The sequence below is a fragment of the Nocardia ninae NBRC 108245 genome (assembly GCF_007990755.1).
Classification (GTDB): domain Bacteria; phylum Actinomycetota; class Actinomycetes; order Mycobacteriales; family Mycobacteriaceae; genus Nocardia; species Nocardia ninae.
Window position 1 is genome coordinate 49,870 of sequence record NZ_BJXA01000050.1, and the last position, 14,904, is coordinate 64,773.

General features: G+C 68.8%; 15 protein-coding genes. 5 read left to right on the forward strand and 10 right to left on the reverse strand.

What is annotated here, in order from left to right:
• Window positions 1–40: 40 nt before the first annotated feature.
• Genes NN4_RS29145 through NN4_RS29155 form a run of 3 tightly spaced genes read right to left on the reverse strand, consistent with a single transcriptional unit; the run spans window position 41 to window position 2,477 of the window.
• Window positions 41–856 (reverse strand): exodeoxyribonuclease III, encoded by an 816-nt coding sequence (locus tag NN4_RS29145; RefSeq protein ID WP_147138265.1) that lies wholly within the window; start codon window positions 854–856, stop codon window positions 41–43.
• 33 nt (window positions 857–889) lie between these two features.
• Window positions 890–1,897, reverse strand: a complete 1,008-nt coding sequence (locus NN4_RS29150) for an N-acetylglutamate synthase, CG3035 family (protein ID WP_147138268.1) — start codon at window positions 1,895–1,897, stop codon at window positions 890–892.
• The gene (locus tag NN4_RS29155) at window positions 1,887–2,477 is read right to left on the reverse strand and encodes a peptide deformylase (protein ID WP_147138271.1); all 591 of its coding nucleotides are present in this window, start codon (window positions 2,475–2,477) and stop codon (window positions 1,887–1,889) included. Before NN4_RS29155 ends, NN4_RS29150 begins: the two co-directional genes overlap by 11 nt.
• Before the next feature lie 188 nt (window positions 2,478–2,665).
• Here NN4_RS29155 and napA point away from each other — a divergent pair, with 188 nt between their 5' ends.
• From napA to NN4_RS29180, 5 genes are all read left to right on the forward strand, one after another.
• Window positions 2,666–3,010: a nucleoid-associated protein NapA gene (gene napA, locus NN4_RS29160; RefSeq protein WP_135233768.1), complete on the forward strand. Its 345-nt coding sequence runs from the start codon at window positions 2,666–2,668 to the stop codon at window positions 3,008–3,010.
• A 19-nt stretch (window positions 3,011–3,029) separates the two neighbouring features.
• Window positions 3,030–3,623, forward strand: coding sequence for a LytR C-terminal domain-containing protein (locus tag NN4_RS29165; protein WP_147138274.1), 594 nt, complete (start codon window positions 3,030–3,032; stop codon window positions 3,621–3,623).
• 150 nt (window positions 3,624–3,773) lie between these two features.
• Window positions 3,774–4,460: a superoxide dismutase[Cu-Zn] gene (gene sodC / locus NN4_RS29170; protein WP_147138277.1), complete on the forward strand. Its 687-nt coding sequence runs from the start codon at window positions 3,774–3,776 to the stop codon at window positions 4,458–4,460.
• A 13-nt stretch (window positions 4,461–4,473) separates the two neighbouring features.
• Window positions 4,474–5,619: a glutamate--cysteine ligase gene (locus tag NN4_RS29175; protein ID WP_107659716.1), complete on the forward strand. Its 1,146-nt coding sequence runs from the start codon at window positions 4,474–4,476 to the stop codon at window positions 5,617–5,619.
• 144 nt (window positions 5,620–5,763) lie between these two features.
• A complete protein-coding gene (locus tag NN4_RS29180) occupies window positions 5,764–7,053 on the forward strand; it encodes a phosphatase PAP2 family protein (protein ID WP_371865756.1) in 1,290 nt (429 codons plus the stop codon).
• 26 nt (window positions 7,054–7,079) lie between these two features.
• Here the strand turns inward: NN4_RS29180 and mnhG are convergent, their stop codons facing one another.
• The 7 genes from mnhG to NN4_RS29215 all read right to left on the reverse strand — a co-directional run bounded on the left by mnhG (window position 7,080) and on the right by NN4_RS29215 (window position 14,623).
• Window positions 7,080–7,421 carry a monovalent cation/H(+) antiporter subunit G gene (mnhG, locus tag NN4_RS29185; protein ID WP_147138282.1) on the reverse strand — a complete coding sequence of 114 codons (342 nt, stop codon included), beginning with the start codon at window positions 7,419–7,421 and terminating at the stop codon, window positions 7,080–7,082.
• 58 nt (window positions 7,422–7,479) lie between these two features.
• The gene (locus tag NN4_RS29190) at window positions 7,480–7,740 is read right to left on the reverse strand and encodes a monovalent cation/H+ antiporter complex subunit F (RefSeq protein ID WP_135233764.1); all 261 of its coding nucleotides are present in this window, start codon (window positions 7,738–7,740) and stop codon (window positions 7,480–7,482) included.
• Window positions 7,737–8,276 (reverse strand): Na+/H+ antiporter subunit E, encoded by a 540-nt coding sequence (locus NN4_RS29195; RefSeq protein WP_135237655.1) that lies wholly within the window; start codon window positions 8,274–8,276, stop codon window positions 7,737–7,739. Before NN4_RS29195 ends, NN4_RS29190 begins: the two co-directional genes overlap by 4 nt.
• A gap of 5 nt (window positions 8,277–8,281) precedes the next feature.
• A complete protein-coding gene (locus tag NN4_RS29200; protein ID WP_147138296.1) occupies window positions 8,282–9,895 on the reverse strand; it encodes a Na+/H+ antiporter subunit D in 1,614 nt (537 codons plus the stop codon).
• Entirely contained in the window at window positions 9,892–10,275 is a 384-nt protein-coding gene (locus NN4_RS29205) for a Na(+)/H(+) antiporter subunit C (RefSeq protein WP_135233762.1), read from the reverse strand. The genes NN4_RS29200 and NN4_RS29205 overlap by 4 nt, the downstream gene beginning before the upstream one ends.
• Entirely contained in the window at window positions 10,272–13,205 is a 2,934-nt protein-coding gene (locus NN4_RS29210; RefSeq protein ID WP_147138299.1) for a Na+/H+ antiporter subunit A, read from the reverse strand. The genes NN4_RS29205 and NN4_RS29210 overlap by 4 nt, the downstream gene beginning before the upstream one ends.
• 113 nt (window positions 13,206–13,318) lie before the next feature.
• Window positions 13,319–14,623 (reverse strand): hypothetical protein, encoded by a 1,305-nt coding sequence (locus NN4_RS29215; protein ID WP_147138302.1) that lies wholly within the window; start codon window positions 14,621–14,623, stop codon window positions 13,319–13,321.
• Window positions 14,624–14,904: the final 281 nt, after the last annotated feature.

The window sequence follows — 14,904 nt, forward strand, 5'->3', positions numbered from 1 at the left end:
AGGTGCGCCGTCTAGCAGTGGGCTGCGGCGATCCCCGCTGCTAAACGGTGAATTCGGCGATTACCGGGGCGTGGTCGCTGGCGCCCTTGCCTTTTCGTTCCTCGCGGTCGACGAAGGCGTCCTTGGTGGTGGTGGCGAGGGTGGGGGAGGCGAGGATGAAGTCGATGCGCATGCCCTCTTTGCGGGGGAAGCGGAGTTGGGTGTAGTCCCAGTAGGTGTAGACGCCGGGGCCGGGGGCGTAGGGGCGCATGACGTCGGCGAAGCCGGTGTCGAGGAAGGCTCGGAAGGCGTCGCGTTCGGGTTGGGAGGTATGGGTCTTGTGGATGAAGAGCTCGGGGGCCCAGACGTCGTCGTCGGTGGGGGCGATGTTCCAGTCACCGACCAGGGCGATCTTCGCCTGTGGGTCTTCGGCGAGCCAGCGGGCACCGCTTTCCCGCAGCGCGGCAAGCCATTCCAGCTTGTAGGCGTAGTGCGGGTCGGCGAGGGCGCGGCCGTTGGGCACGTACAGGCTCCACACTCGGACACCGCCGCAGGTGGCGCCCAGCGCGCGTGACTCGACGACGGGCGCGCTGATCAGCGATTCACCGGCCTCCTTGTCGAAGCCGGGCTGGTTCGGGAAGGCGAGCTCGACGTCGGTCAGCCCGACCCGGGAGACGATCGCGACCCCGTTCCACTGGTTGATGCCGAGATGGGCGACCTCGTACCCGAGTTCGTCGAACCGCTCGAACGGGAACTGGTCGTCGCGGCACTTGGTCTCTTGGAGGGCCAGCACATCGATGTCCTGGCGGTCCAGGAACTCCGCAACCCGATCGAGCCGGGAGCGGATCGAGTTGACGTTCCAGGTGGCGAGACGCACAGCTGCCTTCCTTGATACGGGTCTTATTCCGTTCTACCGCAGGTCGGCAGTACGGGCGAGCGCGGCAGGCGCCGCATAGCGATACATGTGGTGTTCGACGAAACCGAGCTCGCGATACAGCGCGATGGCAGCACTGTTGCCTTGCTCGACCTGAAGGTACGCGTGCGTCGCGCCGCGCCCGTGACCCCACCGGATCAGCTCGGCGCACACCAGCGAACCGAGCCCTTTCCTACGGTGCTCCGCGCCCACCGCGACGCAGGTGAGCCCGATCCAGCGGCGCCCGTCCGGCGCGGTGGTGAGCGCGCCACGCCCGATCGCGATCGGCGTCGGCACGCCGAGCGAGGCGAATCCGAGCTCGCCGTCGCGTACCGCGGTCAGCACCTCGACATTCGGCTCCGGCGTCGAAAGTCGCTGCGGCGTCACCACTTCGCCCTCGAAACGGTTCAACTCCAGCCAGGCGTCGTCCGGCGCGGCGGCGATCCGCACCATCGACGGCCCCTGCGGGAGCACGAAATTCTCGATGTCGATGGCCAGCACGACGGTCTCGCGCCAGCTGTCCCACCCCGGCGGGATGGGCGCGAGCCGGTCGGGCAGCGCGAGCAGCAGCGGCAGGCCCTGCGCGGTGTACCACTCGCCGACCCGGTGGATGGCGTCCGGCGTCAGCACCGCGGGGCCTTCGGAACCACCCAGGGGCAGCGCGGAATTGGCGCGTCCGGTGTACCCGTGCCCGGCCCGCACGAACCAGCCGTCGATCCAGGTGTGCTCGACACCGGGCCAGGCGTCCGCCGCCGCGGCCTCCAGCGACCTGATCTCCTTGGTGCGAATCGGCCTGGGCCCCACCGCTTTCAGCGCGACCACCCGGTCCGGGGTCACCGAAACGGTCCGCCCGTCGGCGTCGCGAACGGTCGGCGGATCCAGCGAGATCAGTTCGCCGATCACATCGGTGAGTGGTTGTGGATAACCCGCGGGCAACCGGTAGCGCAGGACGACTCGACGGCCGAGCGGGATCTGCGGAAAGGTGCCGTCCGCGTCAGTCGTCATGGCCGAACGGATCCGCGACGGTCCCGGGGATCCAGCTGAGTCCCGGTATGCCCCAACCGTTGCGCTTGATCGCCTTCTTCGCCGCGCGGGCATTGCGCCCGATCAGCACGTCGACGTAGAGGAAGCCGTCCAGGTGCCCGACCTCGTGCTGCAGCATGCGGGCGAAGAAACCCTTGCCCTCGATCTCCACCGGTTCACCGCGTTCGTCGGTGCCGGTGACTTTGGCCCACTCGGCCCGCCCGGTCGGGTACTGCTCACCGGGCACCGAGAGGCAGCCTTCTTCGTCGTCGTCCGGGTCCGGCATGGTCTCCGGGATCGCCGAGGTCTCCAGCACCGGGTTGATCACCGCGCCGCGGCGCCTGCTCGCGGTGCCGTCGGGCGCGACGTCGGGGCAGTCGTAGACGAACAGGCGCAGCGGCACGCCGACCTGATTGGCGGCCAGACCGACACCGTGCGCGGCGTCGAGGGTTTCGTACATGTCCGCGATGAGCTCGGCCAGTTCCTCCGGTGACTGGGTGACCTGCTCGGTCGGGTTGTGCAGAACCGGGTCGCCGACGATCACGATCGGGAGGATAGCCATGAACACAATTATTGCCGCGCCGCTGGGCCGCCGGCCGTGCGGGGGCGGCAACCTTCCCGCGACACGCTTACCGGCAGGTAGCGAACACGCCGCGCCGTACCCCTGGCTATCCCACGGTCTCGTGGTTGAATGATCCGCGACGTACAAGCACCATTTTTCGTCTGGTGGTAACTCGGCGAGGGAGCAAGATGGACGGCGCAGCGGCACGGAATCTTTCCGCGATCCAGGGCGACCCTTCCGCGAGCGACGATGTCACGGCAGCGGAATCGACGGGCGACGGCGACAGTCTCAGCCGTCGCGAACACGACATCCTGGCCTTCGAACGCCAGTGGTGGAAGTACGCGGGGGCCAAGGAAGAAGCCATCCGGGAGCTGTTCGGCATGTCGCCCACCCGGTATTACCAGGTGCTCAATGCCGTTGTGGATCGGCAGGAGGCGCTCGCCGCCGACCCGATGCTGGTCAAGCGGCTGCGCCGGTTGCGAGCGAGCAGGCAAAAAGCCAGGGCCGCGCGACGGCTCGGATTCCAGGTATGACCGGGCTAGGCTCGAGTAGGTGAGCTACCCGAATCCCACCTCCGGTGGGCCGCCATTGCGAGCGTTGGCGATGGTGTTGATCGCACTGGCCATTGTGTTCGGCGGACTGGGTGCGATGTCGCTGTCCAAGTCCGATGCGGACAACGCGGGATCCGACCAGTCGGCGTCGGCGACTACCGTCCCGCAGGCCCCGGCCCCCACCGCGGCCGTCAAGCCGACCACCGCCGCGCCGACCTCGGCCGACGCACCCACCTCGGCCAGCACGGTGCCGCCGTCGTCCACGACCGCGCCGCCGACCACCACCCCGGCGCCGACCACCCCCACCGGTGCCGCGGCCAAGTCCGTTCCGGTGCGCGTGCTCAACAACAGCATGATCGCCGGGCTGGCAGGCAAGACCGCCAATCAGCTCACCGCCGAAGGCTGGAATGTCGTCGAGACGGGCAACTACCCCGGCGTCAATATCCCGAAAACGACCGTGTACTACGGCAATTCGGCGGGCGACAAAGAGGCCGGACTGGCCATCGCGCAAGAGTTGGGCATCACCGCAGAACCGAAGTCGAGTGGTTTGGGCGAGTCCTCGCCCGGTGTAACCGTCATCGTGACGGGTAACTGACAACTGGCGACCGGTCGCCGCAACTGGGTGACCTGCCGCTGAGCGGGCCTGTCACTGCGCAACACGGCGGGCGTGGCATCATCTTGTCCGGTAACGAACGTGTCCACCCAGCTTTACTCGTAAACTCGGTACTCGTAAAGGAGTTCCCCGATGGCCCCGTCCACAACTCGACGCCCGTCCTGGCGGACTGTGACCCCGGTGCTCGCGGTCGCGGTACTCGGCCTCGCAGGCTGCACCAACAGCCAGGAGTCGAGTGACGTCAAGGGAACGACCCCGCCGGTGTGGAGCGGTGCGTCCGCCCCGCCGTTGAGCGAGTTCGGCAAGGAAACCGGTACCGCCGACGCGAACGCGGGCGTGAAGGTCGACCTGAAGGACGCCTCGGGCTCCTCGGTCGGCACGGCGAACTTCGTCAAGGACGGCAACCACCTGCAGGTCACCGTCGAGGCGCACGGCCTGCGCCCCGGGTTCCACGGCCTGCACGTGCACTCGATCGGCAAGTGCGAGCCCAACTCGGTCGCGCCGACCGGCGGCCCGTCCGGCGACTTCCTGTCCGCCGGTGGCCATCTGCAGGTCGGCAGCGCGAACACGCACCCGGCCAGCGGCGACCTCAGCTCGCTGCAGGTGCGCTCGGACGGCTCGGCCAAGCTGGTCACCACCACCGACGCGGTGACCCTGGACGAGCTGAAGAACAAGGCGCTGATGATCCACGCCGACGCCGACAACTTCGGCAACATCCCGAACCGATACCTCCGTGCCGACGGCGTTGCCGGCCCGGATGACACGACGCTAGCAACGGGCGACGCGGGTGGCCGCGTCGCCTGCGGTGTGATCCAGTAGCGCAGGAGCCGACATGGCCGGGGCAGGCAGAGAACATGTTTCCTTCCCGGGTTCGCCCCGGCCCACCATCGGCATCGAGTGGGAGATCGCGCTCGTCGACAAGGTGAGTCGCGATCTGTCGAATACCGCTGCGGCGGTGTTCGATTCGCTCGGTGACCTGAAAGCGCACGACGGCACCCCGCAGGTGACCAAGGAGCTGTTGCGCAACACCGTGGAGCTCGTCACGGGGGTGCACGACACCGTCGGCGAGGCGGTGGACGATCTGCGCGGCACCATGGACGCGGTCCGGCGCGCCGCCGACCCGCTCGGCGTCGACCTGTTCTGCGCGGGCACCCATCCGTTCGCGCAGTGGTCGGCCCAGCAGCTGACCCGCTCGGAGCACTACGACGAGCTGATCGAGCGCACCCAGTGGTGGGGCCGCCAGATGATGATCTGGGGCGTGCACGTGCACGTCGGAGTTTCGCACCGGGACAAGGTCTTTCCGATCCTGAACGCGCTGCTCATGCAGTACCCGCATCTGCTCGCGCTGTCCGCGTCCTCGCCGATGTGGGCGGGCGCCGACACCGGCTACGCCAGCAACCGCACGCTGATGTTCCAGCAACTACCCACCGCGGGCCTGCCGTTCCAGTTCGAAAACTGGCACCAGTTCGAGCATTTCGTGCACGACCAGTTCAAAACCGGTGTGTTCGAACAGCTCGGCGGCATGCACTGGGACATCCGGCCCGCGCCGAAGTGGGGCACCATCGAGGTGCGGGTGTGCGACGGGACGTCGACCCGCGCCGAACTGGCGGCGCTGGCCGCGTTGATCCACTGCCTGATCGTCGATCTGGATCGCCGGATCGATGAGGGTGAGACGTTGCCGTCGTTGCCGCCGTGGCACGTGCAGGAGAACAAGTGGCGGGCCGCCCGCTACGGGCTGGACGCGATCGTCATCGTCGACGACAAGAGCAACGAGCGACTGGTCACCGACGACGTGACGGATCTGCTGAACCGGCTGGAGCCGACCGCCAAACGGCTCGGCTGCTCGGACGAATTGGCCTTCGTCGCGGAGATCCCGGAGCGAGGTGCGTCATACCAGCGGCAGCGCAAAGTCGCCGCCGCGGCGCAGGGCGACCTGGTCGCGGTGGTAGACGCGCTGGTCAAGGAGCTCGAGCAGTAAGACCCCCGGCGATCGGTCGCCCACTGTTCAGTCGGGCAGTGGGATGGCGTTCACCCCCCGTTTACTATGGTCGACGTGCTTGTCGAAGACCCGGGACCCAGAGTAGGAAGCGCCGCTCCTCGGTTGCGTGTGCCGCCGACCCGGGTGTGGGTCGCGGCGGGCGTTGCCGCGGTGCCGGTGCTGTTGATCGCGCTGCAGATCGTGGCGGTACGCGAAGGGTTCCAGGGTCCGCTCGGGAGTCTGTGGCAGGACTACGTCGGTACCCCCAAATCGATGTCGGTGCCGTGGGCGGGCTTGATCCTTGCGCTGGTCGGCATTTCGACGCGGCACCGGATCATCGCGCTGAGCGCGGCCGTCGCCATCGACGCGGTGTGGGCGGGCATCCGGCTGCTGAGCGGTGCGTCGTTCGCGATCGGCAACGGACCGGTCATCGTGCTCACGGGGCTGGCGATAGTCGCGTGGCTGCGCTGGGACGGGACCGAGCGACGCAGCGCGCTGCACGCCGCCGCACTAGGCGCGTTGCTCATCCTCGCCACCAAGGTCGGCGACGTGTGGTTGCACGTCACGATCATGAGCAGGCCTGCGGTGCTCGACGAATACGTGCTGCTCGCCGACCACGCGCTGGGCGATCCGTCCTGGGTGATGGGGCGGGTGCTCGACGTGCTCGGCCCGGTCGTCTACGGGGTGCTGCACTGGGTGTACATCGAGCTGCCGGTCGCGGCGATCGCGGTCGCGGTGTGGCAGCTGCGCCGGGTGGTGTCCAGCGGTCGCTGGCCGAGTCACTATCTGGTGCGCACGTTTCTGGTGCTCGGGCTGGTCGGCCCGGTCGTCTATGTGATCTTCCCGGTGGTCGGGCCGATGTTCGCGTTCGGCGCGGACGGAAACGGGCTGCAACTGGGCAACTATTGGCCGGGCGTGGTGCCGCCGCTGGACCGCAATCCGATGCCGATGCCGTTCGACTCGGTGACGCCGCGTAACTGCATGCCGTCCATGCACACGGCCTGGGCGCTGTCTGTCTTCCTGCACACCCGTCGCGACACCGACGGCGGCCCCGCGCCCAGCCTGGTGCGCTGGGGTGGCGCGTTCTGGCTGCTGGCCACGGTGATCGCCACCCTCGGCTTCGGCTACCACTACGGCGTCGACCTGGTCGCGGGCGCGGTGCTGTGCCTGACCGTCGAGTCGGCGCTGCGCGATCCGGAACGCGGCTGGGGCTGGTTCCGCATCCGGCTCGTCGCGGGTGGCACCGTGGTGCTCGCCGTGCTGCTGCTGTCCTACCGCTACCTGTCGGTGCCGATGGCCGAATACCCGGTGCTGGCAGGCACGGTTGTGCTCGCGCTACTCGCAGGCATGGCCGCGGGCTTCCACGCCACCTGGTTCGCCGGACAGCGGCAGACCGTTGCCTCGCAACGCGTAGTCGAGTCCGTCACGCGCTGAGCGGAATTCGCTCGGCCGGGCCGTATTCAGTCGACCGAGTCGATGGTGTCGCCGAGTTCGTTGACGGTGAGCAGGCCGTCGCGGTGGCGCTGTTCCCGGTAAGCGGTGCGGCTGATGAGATGGGCCACCACCGGGGCGGTGATCAGCGTGAACAGCCCGACCAGCACCAGAGCCCAGACATTGCCGTGGCCGACCAGCTCGATCGCCGCGCCCTCCAGCACCAGGATCAGGCCGACCACCTGAGGTTTGGTGGCGGCGTGCATGCGGGTGAGCGTGTCGGGGAAGCGCACGATCGCGATCGACGCGGTCAGCGCCAGGGTGGCGCCGAACAGGATCAGCACGGCGGAGATCCACTGCCACACGGTCATCGGTGGCCGCCGTCCCGAGATATCCGTTGTCTCAGCATCATTGGTCTCCGTCGAGGTGTCACTGTTCGTCCTTCACCCGGAAGCGGGTGACGGCGGCCGAGCCGAGGAAGCCGACCAGCGCCAGCGCGATGATCGCCGGGATGATGGTGGTGTCCTGGCTGTAGGCCGCCCAGACGGCCAGCCCGGACGCGGCGATCGCCATCAGCGAGTCGATGCCGACGATCCGGTCCAGGGTGCTCGGGCCGGCCAGAATGCGATAGCTGGTGATCACGGCGGCGGCCGTCAGCAGCACGCCGGCGATGATGGCGACGATCGTCACAGTTCCGCCTCCGGCACCTTGCTGGAACGCCATTCGGAGTGGCGCTCGAACGAGTCGATGAGCAGTTTCTCCAGCCGTCGGGTGGTCCGATAGAACTTGTCCACCGCCGCATCGCTGCTCACGTCCAGCACGTGCACGTAGACTACGCAGCGGCGTCGATCGATCTCCAGCACCATGGTGCCCGGGATCAGGTTCAGCAGGTCCGTGCACAGCACGAGCACCAGGTCGGACTTGGTGCTCAGGTAGACGCGCAGCACCCCGGAGACCGGCGGCGGCGCGGGCCGGATCGCGAACCACGCCACCTGCAGGCTGGACTCGATCGCGTAATACGTTGCCACCACGACCAATTCGACCAGCGACAGCGGATGCAGCCGCCCGTTGACCGGCACCCTCGGCAGCGGCAGCGCCACCATGATCAGCGCGCCCACCGCGAGCCCGGCCAGCAGGTTGGCGATGCTGAGATCGCCCCACAGCGCGATCCAGACGACGGTGAGCCAGCTCAGCACGCTGATCCGCACGACGGTCTCGCGGCTCACTCCGCTCATCGGCTCGCCCCCGATCCGTCCACCCCGTTGCCGAGCACCGCGGTGATGTACACGCCGGGGTCACGCAGATCCGCCGCCGCCCGGTCGGCGATGCCGAGGATCGGGCCGGCGAGCACCGTCAGGCTCAGTCCGATCACCACCAGCGCCGCCGTCGATCCGACCATCAACAGCGGCATCCGGCCCGGGCGCGGGCGATCGTCGTAGTGCACGTCGGTCGAATCCTCGATCAGCGACGGCGTTTTCGCGGCGGTGAGGTGCCCCTCCGGCGCCTCCACCCGCGGTCGCCAGAACGCCTTGCTCCACACCCGCGCGACGGCGTACAGCGTGAGCAGGCTGGTGAGCACCGAGCCCGCCACCAGCGTCCAGGCCAGCACGCTGCCGTCCTGCACGCCCGCCTGCAACAGCGTGGCCTTGCCGATGAAGCCCGAGAACGGCGGTATGCCACCGAGATTCAGCGCGGGAATCAGGAAAAGCACGGCCAGCAGTGGACTCGCCGAGGCCAGCCCGCCCAGCCTGCGCAGCGAGGTCGAGCCCGCCTGCCGTTCGATCAGCCCGACCACCAGGAACAGCGCCGTCTGCACCAGAATGTGGTGCGCCACATAGAAAACCGCGCCGGCCAGTCCGGCGGTGCTGGCCAGCCCGACGCCGAAGATCATGTACCCGATGTGACTGACCAGGGTGAACGACAGCAGTCGCCGGATGTCGCTCTGCGCGATCGCGCCGAAGATGCCGACCAGCATGGTGAGCAACCCGCACACCAGCAGGATCGAATCGAACTCACCGCCGGGAAACAGCAGCGAGTGCGTCCGGATGATCGCGTACACACCGACTTTGGTGAGCAGGCCGGCGAACACCGCGGTCACCGGCGCGGGCGCGGTGGGGTAGGAGTCGGGCAGCCAGTTCGACAGCGGGAACACCGCGGCCTTGATGCCGAACGCCACCAGCAGCACCGCGTAGATGGCGGTGCGGGTGCCCTCGGGCACCGCGCCGATCCGCTGCGCCAGCTGGGCCAGGTTGAGCGTGCCGGTGGCCGCGTAGGTCATGCCGATGCCGGTCAGGAAGATCAGCGACGCCAGCATCGAGACCATCACATAGGACACGCCCGCGCGAATACGCTCCTCGGTGCCGCCGACGGTGAGCAGCACGAACGACGCGGCGAGCAGGATCTCGAAGCCGACGAACAGGTTGAACAGGTCACCGGCCAGGAACGCGGCCGAAACACCGCCGGTCAGCACCAGGTAGGTGGGCCGGTAGATCGAGGTGGGCTGCCGCTCGTCGCCGTCGCGGATGTTCTGCCCCGAACCGTAGATCGCGACGGCGAGCAGCACGATGGACGAGACGAGCAGCATCGCTGCGGACAGCCGGTCCACCACCAGGGTGATGCCGATCGGGGTCTCCCAGCCGCCGACCTGCAGTGCGGTGGTGCCGTCGCGGTCGGCCAGATACAGCAGCAGCCCGCAGATGACGACCACCGCGCTCAGCGCACCGAGCATGAGCGTGCGCTGGGTCCGTGGCCTGCGCCCGAAGACCAGGGTGCCCGCCGCGGCGAGCAGTGGCACCAGCACGGGGAGCGGCATGAGGGTCGGCAGCAGTCCGGGGGAGAGGCTCAATCTTCCGGGTCCTCTCGCTCGCGTCTGCGGGCGACGTCGATGTCTTCCTGGTCGTTCTCGACATCGTCGGTGGTGGTGATGGTGAAGGAGCGGTAGGCGAGCGCGAGCACGAAAGCCGCCAGGCCCATGGTGATCACGATGGCGGTGAGCACCATGGCTTGGGCGAGCGGGTCGGCGGTGTCGCGGTGGGTGGTGTCGGTCTGGCCCTGGATCGGCGCTCGGCCGTCCGGGCCGCCGAGGGTGATGATCAACAGGTTCACCGCGTTGCCGAACAGGATCATGCCGAGCAGCATCTTCGAGACCGCGCGCTCGAGGATCAGATACACCCCGCAGGCGACCAGGATCCCGATCACGATCAACAGCGTCAGGTTGGCCGTCATCGCGCCGAACCTCCGGACACGGAGGTGGTTTCGTTCGAGGCGAGTTCGCTGTCCAGGCGGGCGCCGAGGCTGCGCAGCACGTCGAGCACCAGGCCGACGACGATCAGGTACACACCGAGATCGAAGAACAGCGCGGTCACCAGCTTGATGTGGCCGAGCACCGGCAGCGTCACCTCGAAGATCGCCGAGGACAGCGGCGGTGCGCCGAAAAACAAGGAGGTGACGGCGGTTCCGGCGGCCAGGGTCAGTCCCGCGCCGAGCAGGTGGCCCGCGTCGACCGGCAATGCTTCACCGAGTTCGTAACGGCCGCCGGCGAGGTAGCGCAGCGTGAGCGCGAGTCCCGCGGTGAGCCCACCCGCGAAGCCGCCGCCCGGGGCGTTGTGGCCGGAGAAGAAAAAGTACACCGACAGCACCATGATGGTCGGGAACACCAGCCGGGTGGTGATCTGCATGACCATCGACCGGTCCGCCCGATCGACCAGTCGTCCGGCGGGCAGCCAGCTCACCAGATCCGGGTCGTAGTGCGGGGAGTCGGCCGCGCGCGGCGCGCTGCCGAAGCGGCGACTGCGGAACACCAGCGAGGCGACACCGGTCGCGGCGACCACCAGCACCGAAATCTCGCCGAGGGTGTCCCAGGCGCGGATATCGACGAGCAGTACATTGACGGCGTTCTTGCCGCCGCCGAATTGGTATGCGGCGTCCGGGATTCGGTGCCAGATCGGCTCGGCCGTGCGGGCGGCGACGGCGAAGGCGCCCAGCACCGTGACGGTCGCGCCGACGAGTGCGGCCAGCACCGCCCTGCGCGCCTTGAACGGGGTGGCCCGGCCCGCCTCGATCTCCGCCGGGAAAGCCCGCAGCACCAGCACGAAGATCACCAGGGTCAGTGTCTCGACCAGGAATTGGGTCAGCGCGAGATCGGGTGCGCCGTGCAGCGCGAAGATCACGCCGCAGCCGTAGCCGGTGACCCCGACCACCAGCACGCTGGCCAGCCGGTTACGCAGCACCGTCGCGCCCAGCGCCATCGCGACCATGATGCCGCCGAGCACCGCCTGCAACGGTGAATCCCACAGGCGCAGTTCGACTCCGGTGCGGGTGCCGAGGGCGAGCAGCACCGACGGCAGGATGATCAGCGTGCCGAGGATGGTCGCCTGACTCAGCGGCAGCGACCCGCGCTGCACCGCGCCGGTCATCCGCAGCGAAAGCTGGTCCATCCCGCGCAGGGCCGCGTCGTAGGCCCGGTCGGCATTGCCGAGCCGCGGCCGGGTGGGATCGCGGAGCCGATCGCGCAGCTGGAACAGGGCGATGCCGCCCGCGATCACCAGGACGGTGAGCGCCAGCGGGACGGTGAAGCCGTGCCACAGCGAGAGATAGGACAGTAGTTCCTCGGAAAACGTTCCCGCGTAGGGGCTGAGCAGGCGATCCGTCCACGGCGCCCCGAGTCCGGCTACCAGGCTCGCCACCGCGAGGATCGCGGGCGCGGCCAGGAACAGCGCCCCCGGCGCGTGCCAGCCGCCGTCTTCGCGCACGTGCCCGTCCGTGTCACCGGAATCCGCAGCAGGCCCGGCACTTTCGGGGGCGTAGTCGGCGACGCGGCGCACCCGGTGCGCCCCGTGCGCGGTCGGCCGCGCGACCTGGGGCTTGTCCGCGAAGGCGCCCCAGACGAAGCGAATGCTGTAGCCGACGGTCAACATCGACCCGAGCACCACGCCGGCCGCCAGCGCCACCCGCGCGGGCGCGGCGAGGCTGTCCGCCTCGAGGATCGCGCCGAGCGCGCTCTCCTTGCCGACGAAGCCGACCAGCGGCGGAATTCCCGCCATGCTCAACGACGCGAGGATGGCGATGCCGCAGAGCACCGGAGCGCGCCGGCCGAGCCCGGACAGCCTGCGCAGATCCCGGGTGCCCGCCCCGTGATCGATGATCCCGACCACCATGAACAGGCACGCCTTGAACAACGCGTGCGCCACGATCATCGCGACCCCGGCCAGCGCCGCGTCCGGGGTGCCGAGGCCGACCAGCACGATCAGGAAGCCGAGCTGGCTCACCGTGCCGAAGGCCAGCACCAGCTTCAGATCCACCACCTCGAGCGACCGCAACCCGGCGAGCAGCATCGACACCACGCCGAGGGTGAGCACCAGCGGATGCCAGACGGGGTTCTCCGCGAACACCGGCGCCAGCCGCGCCACCAGGTACACACCGGCTTTCACCATGGCCGCGGCGTGCAGATAGGCGCTGACCGGGGTCGGCGCCGCCATCGCGCCGGGCAGCCAGAAGTGCAGCGGCACCACGGCGGACTTGCTCAGCGCGCCGATCAAGATCAGCACCACCGCGACGTTGACCGCGAGACCGTTCGGTGGCTGCGCCCGCGCCAGCAGATCGGAGAGCAGGTAGCTGTCGTTCGCCTCGCCGAGGATGATCAGGCCGACCAGCATCGCCAGCCCGCCCGCGGCGGTCACCAGCAGCGCCTGGATGGCGGCGCGCCTGCTGTTCGCCTGCTCGGCATTGTGGCCGACGAGCAGGAACGACAGCACCGTGGTCAGTTCCCAGAAAACGAACAGCAACAGCATGTTGTCACTGGTCACCAGGCCGAACATGGCGCCGGCGAAGCCGACCATCTCGGCCGCGAACACCCCGAGGCGCGGCTCGTCGTCCTCGAAATATCTGGCGCAGTAGCAAAGGATCAGCGCACCGATGCCGAGCACCAGCGCCGACATGATCGCGGCGAGCGAGTCGAACCGCAGATCGATGTTCATCTCGATGCTCGGCGCCCACTCCAGCCGAACCTGCTGTGTGCTACCCCAATTCGCGATCACCCAGATCAGGCCGCCGAGCGGGACCAGCGCGAGCACGTAGAAAGCGTTGCGCCCCAGTGCCCTTACCCACAGCGGCGCCACGAGCGCGGCTGCGGCGAGGGCGAGCAGGATTGCGAGCAAACTACACTCCGTCGGGTTAGGGGCGGCGGGGTGGTGCGGGACAATCCTACGTGGAGCCTGGGGATTTCCGCGTACTCGCCGGGTATGGCGTCGGCTATACGGTGGCGATGGGGCTATATATCCGCTAACGCCGCGTCCGCCGCGGGGTCGGTCGATTGCGGGCGGCCGCGCGGCCGGAAGCGGTGCAGCACGGCGAGGCCGACCGCGCTGCCGAGCACGATGGCCAGCGCGGCCCGCCCGGGTGTCGAGTCGTGTGCCGCGCCGTCGGGCAGCTGCCAGCTCTTGTTATCGTCGGGCAGCACGGAGATGACCGTCGGCAGGTACAGGGCGGCAATCGCCAGCACCCCGCTCGGTGCATGCCGCGGCCGGGCGGTGGCGCAGCAATAACCCGCGGTGAGCGCGAGCACCACGCTGCCTGCCGAGAACAGAATCCAGTTCGATTCCGGCGGCACGATGATGGCGAAGACGGCGAGCCCGGCGAGCAAGGTGACGGCCAACGGCGCCGAGGGCATGCGGGCGCCCGCGAGCATGCCGACCGCCGCCAGTGCGAGCAGGATCCAGACACTCCAGCCGGGCCGGTGGGCGTACCCGAAGGCATCGGCGGTCGCGGTGAGACCGACCGCGAGATAGACGCCGTACCCGTCGCGGCCGGGCAGCAGCATGGCCGCCGCGGTCGCGGCGCACACGGTGGCGGCGGCGGTGAACCCGATATCGACCGCGTGGTTGATGGCGGGCGCGGTGATGTACTGCCGTTGCAGCCATTCGGTGACCGCGAGGATCACCAGGGCCAGCACCATCGCCGCGAGGATCGGCGCCACCGGGAGTTCGATCGACAGCCGCAGCGGCTCGGGTTCACCGATTCTGGACCGATTGCGCAGGGCGCTGACGATCGACAGTGCTAGCACCAGCACGATCAGCCAGCTGGGCGGCGACTCCAGCACGTCGAACGGATCGTCGTCGATATCGAGGAAATCCGCCAGGTCGCTGAACACGAAGAACCCGACACCGCCGAGCGCGAAAGCCGCGGCGAGCACCGGCTTGTGCAGTGCCGCGACGCCGAGCCCGCCGAGCACGATCCCGGCGCACACCGCGTCGATGTAGTTCTGGGTGGTCAGCATGTCGGCCGAGGAGGCATTGTGCCCGGCGATGTGATTGATCAGCTGCGCGACGGTGCCGACCACGGCGATCACCCATGCGGTCGCCGGGCGGGCGGTGGTGCCGACGACCACCGCGACGGCGACGGCGACGATCACCCCGATGGCCGCGCCGCGCGGCACGCTGTTCCACAGGTTCGCCAGCTGATAGGGCGTGCTCTCCCGGATCGAGGCGAAGGTAACCGGCAGGAACAGCGTCACACCCGCGACCGCGGCGCCGAAGAACACCGTGACCGCGTCGAACGCACTGCCCATCCGCCGCACAGGCCGAACATACCTGCGCGCGACCGGCGAATCTGTGATTGCCAACACTTCGCCAGTGCATGTCGAAATGGGCGAAATGCCGGGAAGGTGCGATTACGGCGAGATTGCCGACTTACAGGTACCGGCCCTCGCTGCCCGTCGGCTGGCCGCGCGTCTCCGCGTAGCGGCGCAGCGATTCCACCTGGAGCGCGTCCAGCGAGGGCCGGACGACCGTACGCGCCGCCGCCACGTCCGCCGCGGTGACGTCCGCGGCGTCCAGGTCACGGCGCATCGCCGTCAGC

Excerpts from the sequence above, each read along its gene's own strand:
- NN4_RS29150 (WP_147138268.1), bottom strand. The coding sequence starts at position 1,897 with ATGACGACTGACGCGGACGGCACCTTTCCGCAGATCCCGCTCGGCCGT.
- sodC (WP_147138277.1), top strand. The coding sequence starts at position 3,774 with ATGGCCCCGTCCACAACTCGACGCCCGTCCTGGCGGACTGTGACCCCG.
- napA (WP_135233768.1), top strand. The coding sequence starts at position 2,666 with ATGGACGGCGCAGCGGCACGGAATCTTTCCGCGATCCAGGGCGACCCT.
- mnhG (WP_147138282.1), bottom strand. The coding sequence starts at position 7,421 with ATGACCGTGTGGCAGTGGATCTCCGCCGTGCTGATCCTGTTCGGCGCC.
- NN4_RS29205 (WP_135233762.1), bottom strand. The coding sequence starts at position 10,275 with ATGACGGCCAACCTGACGCTGTTGATCGTGATCGGGATCCTGGTCGCC.
- NN4_RS29155 (WP_147138271.1), bottom strand. The coding sequence starts at position 2,477 with ATGGCTATCCTCCCGATCGTGATCGTCGGCGACCCGGTTCTGCACAAC.
- NN4_RS29175 (WP_107659716.1), top strand. The coding sequence starts at position 4,474 with ATGGCCGGGGCAGGCAGAGAACATGTTTCCTTCCCGGGTTCGCCCCGG.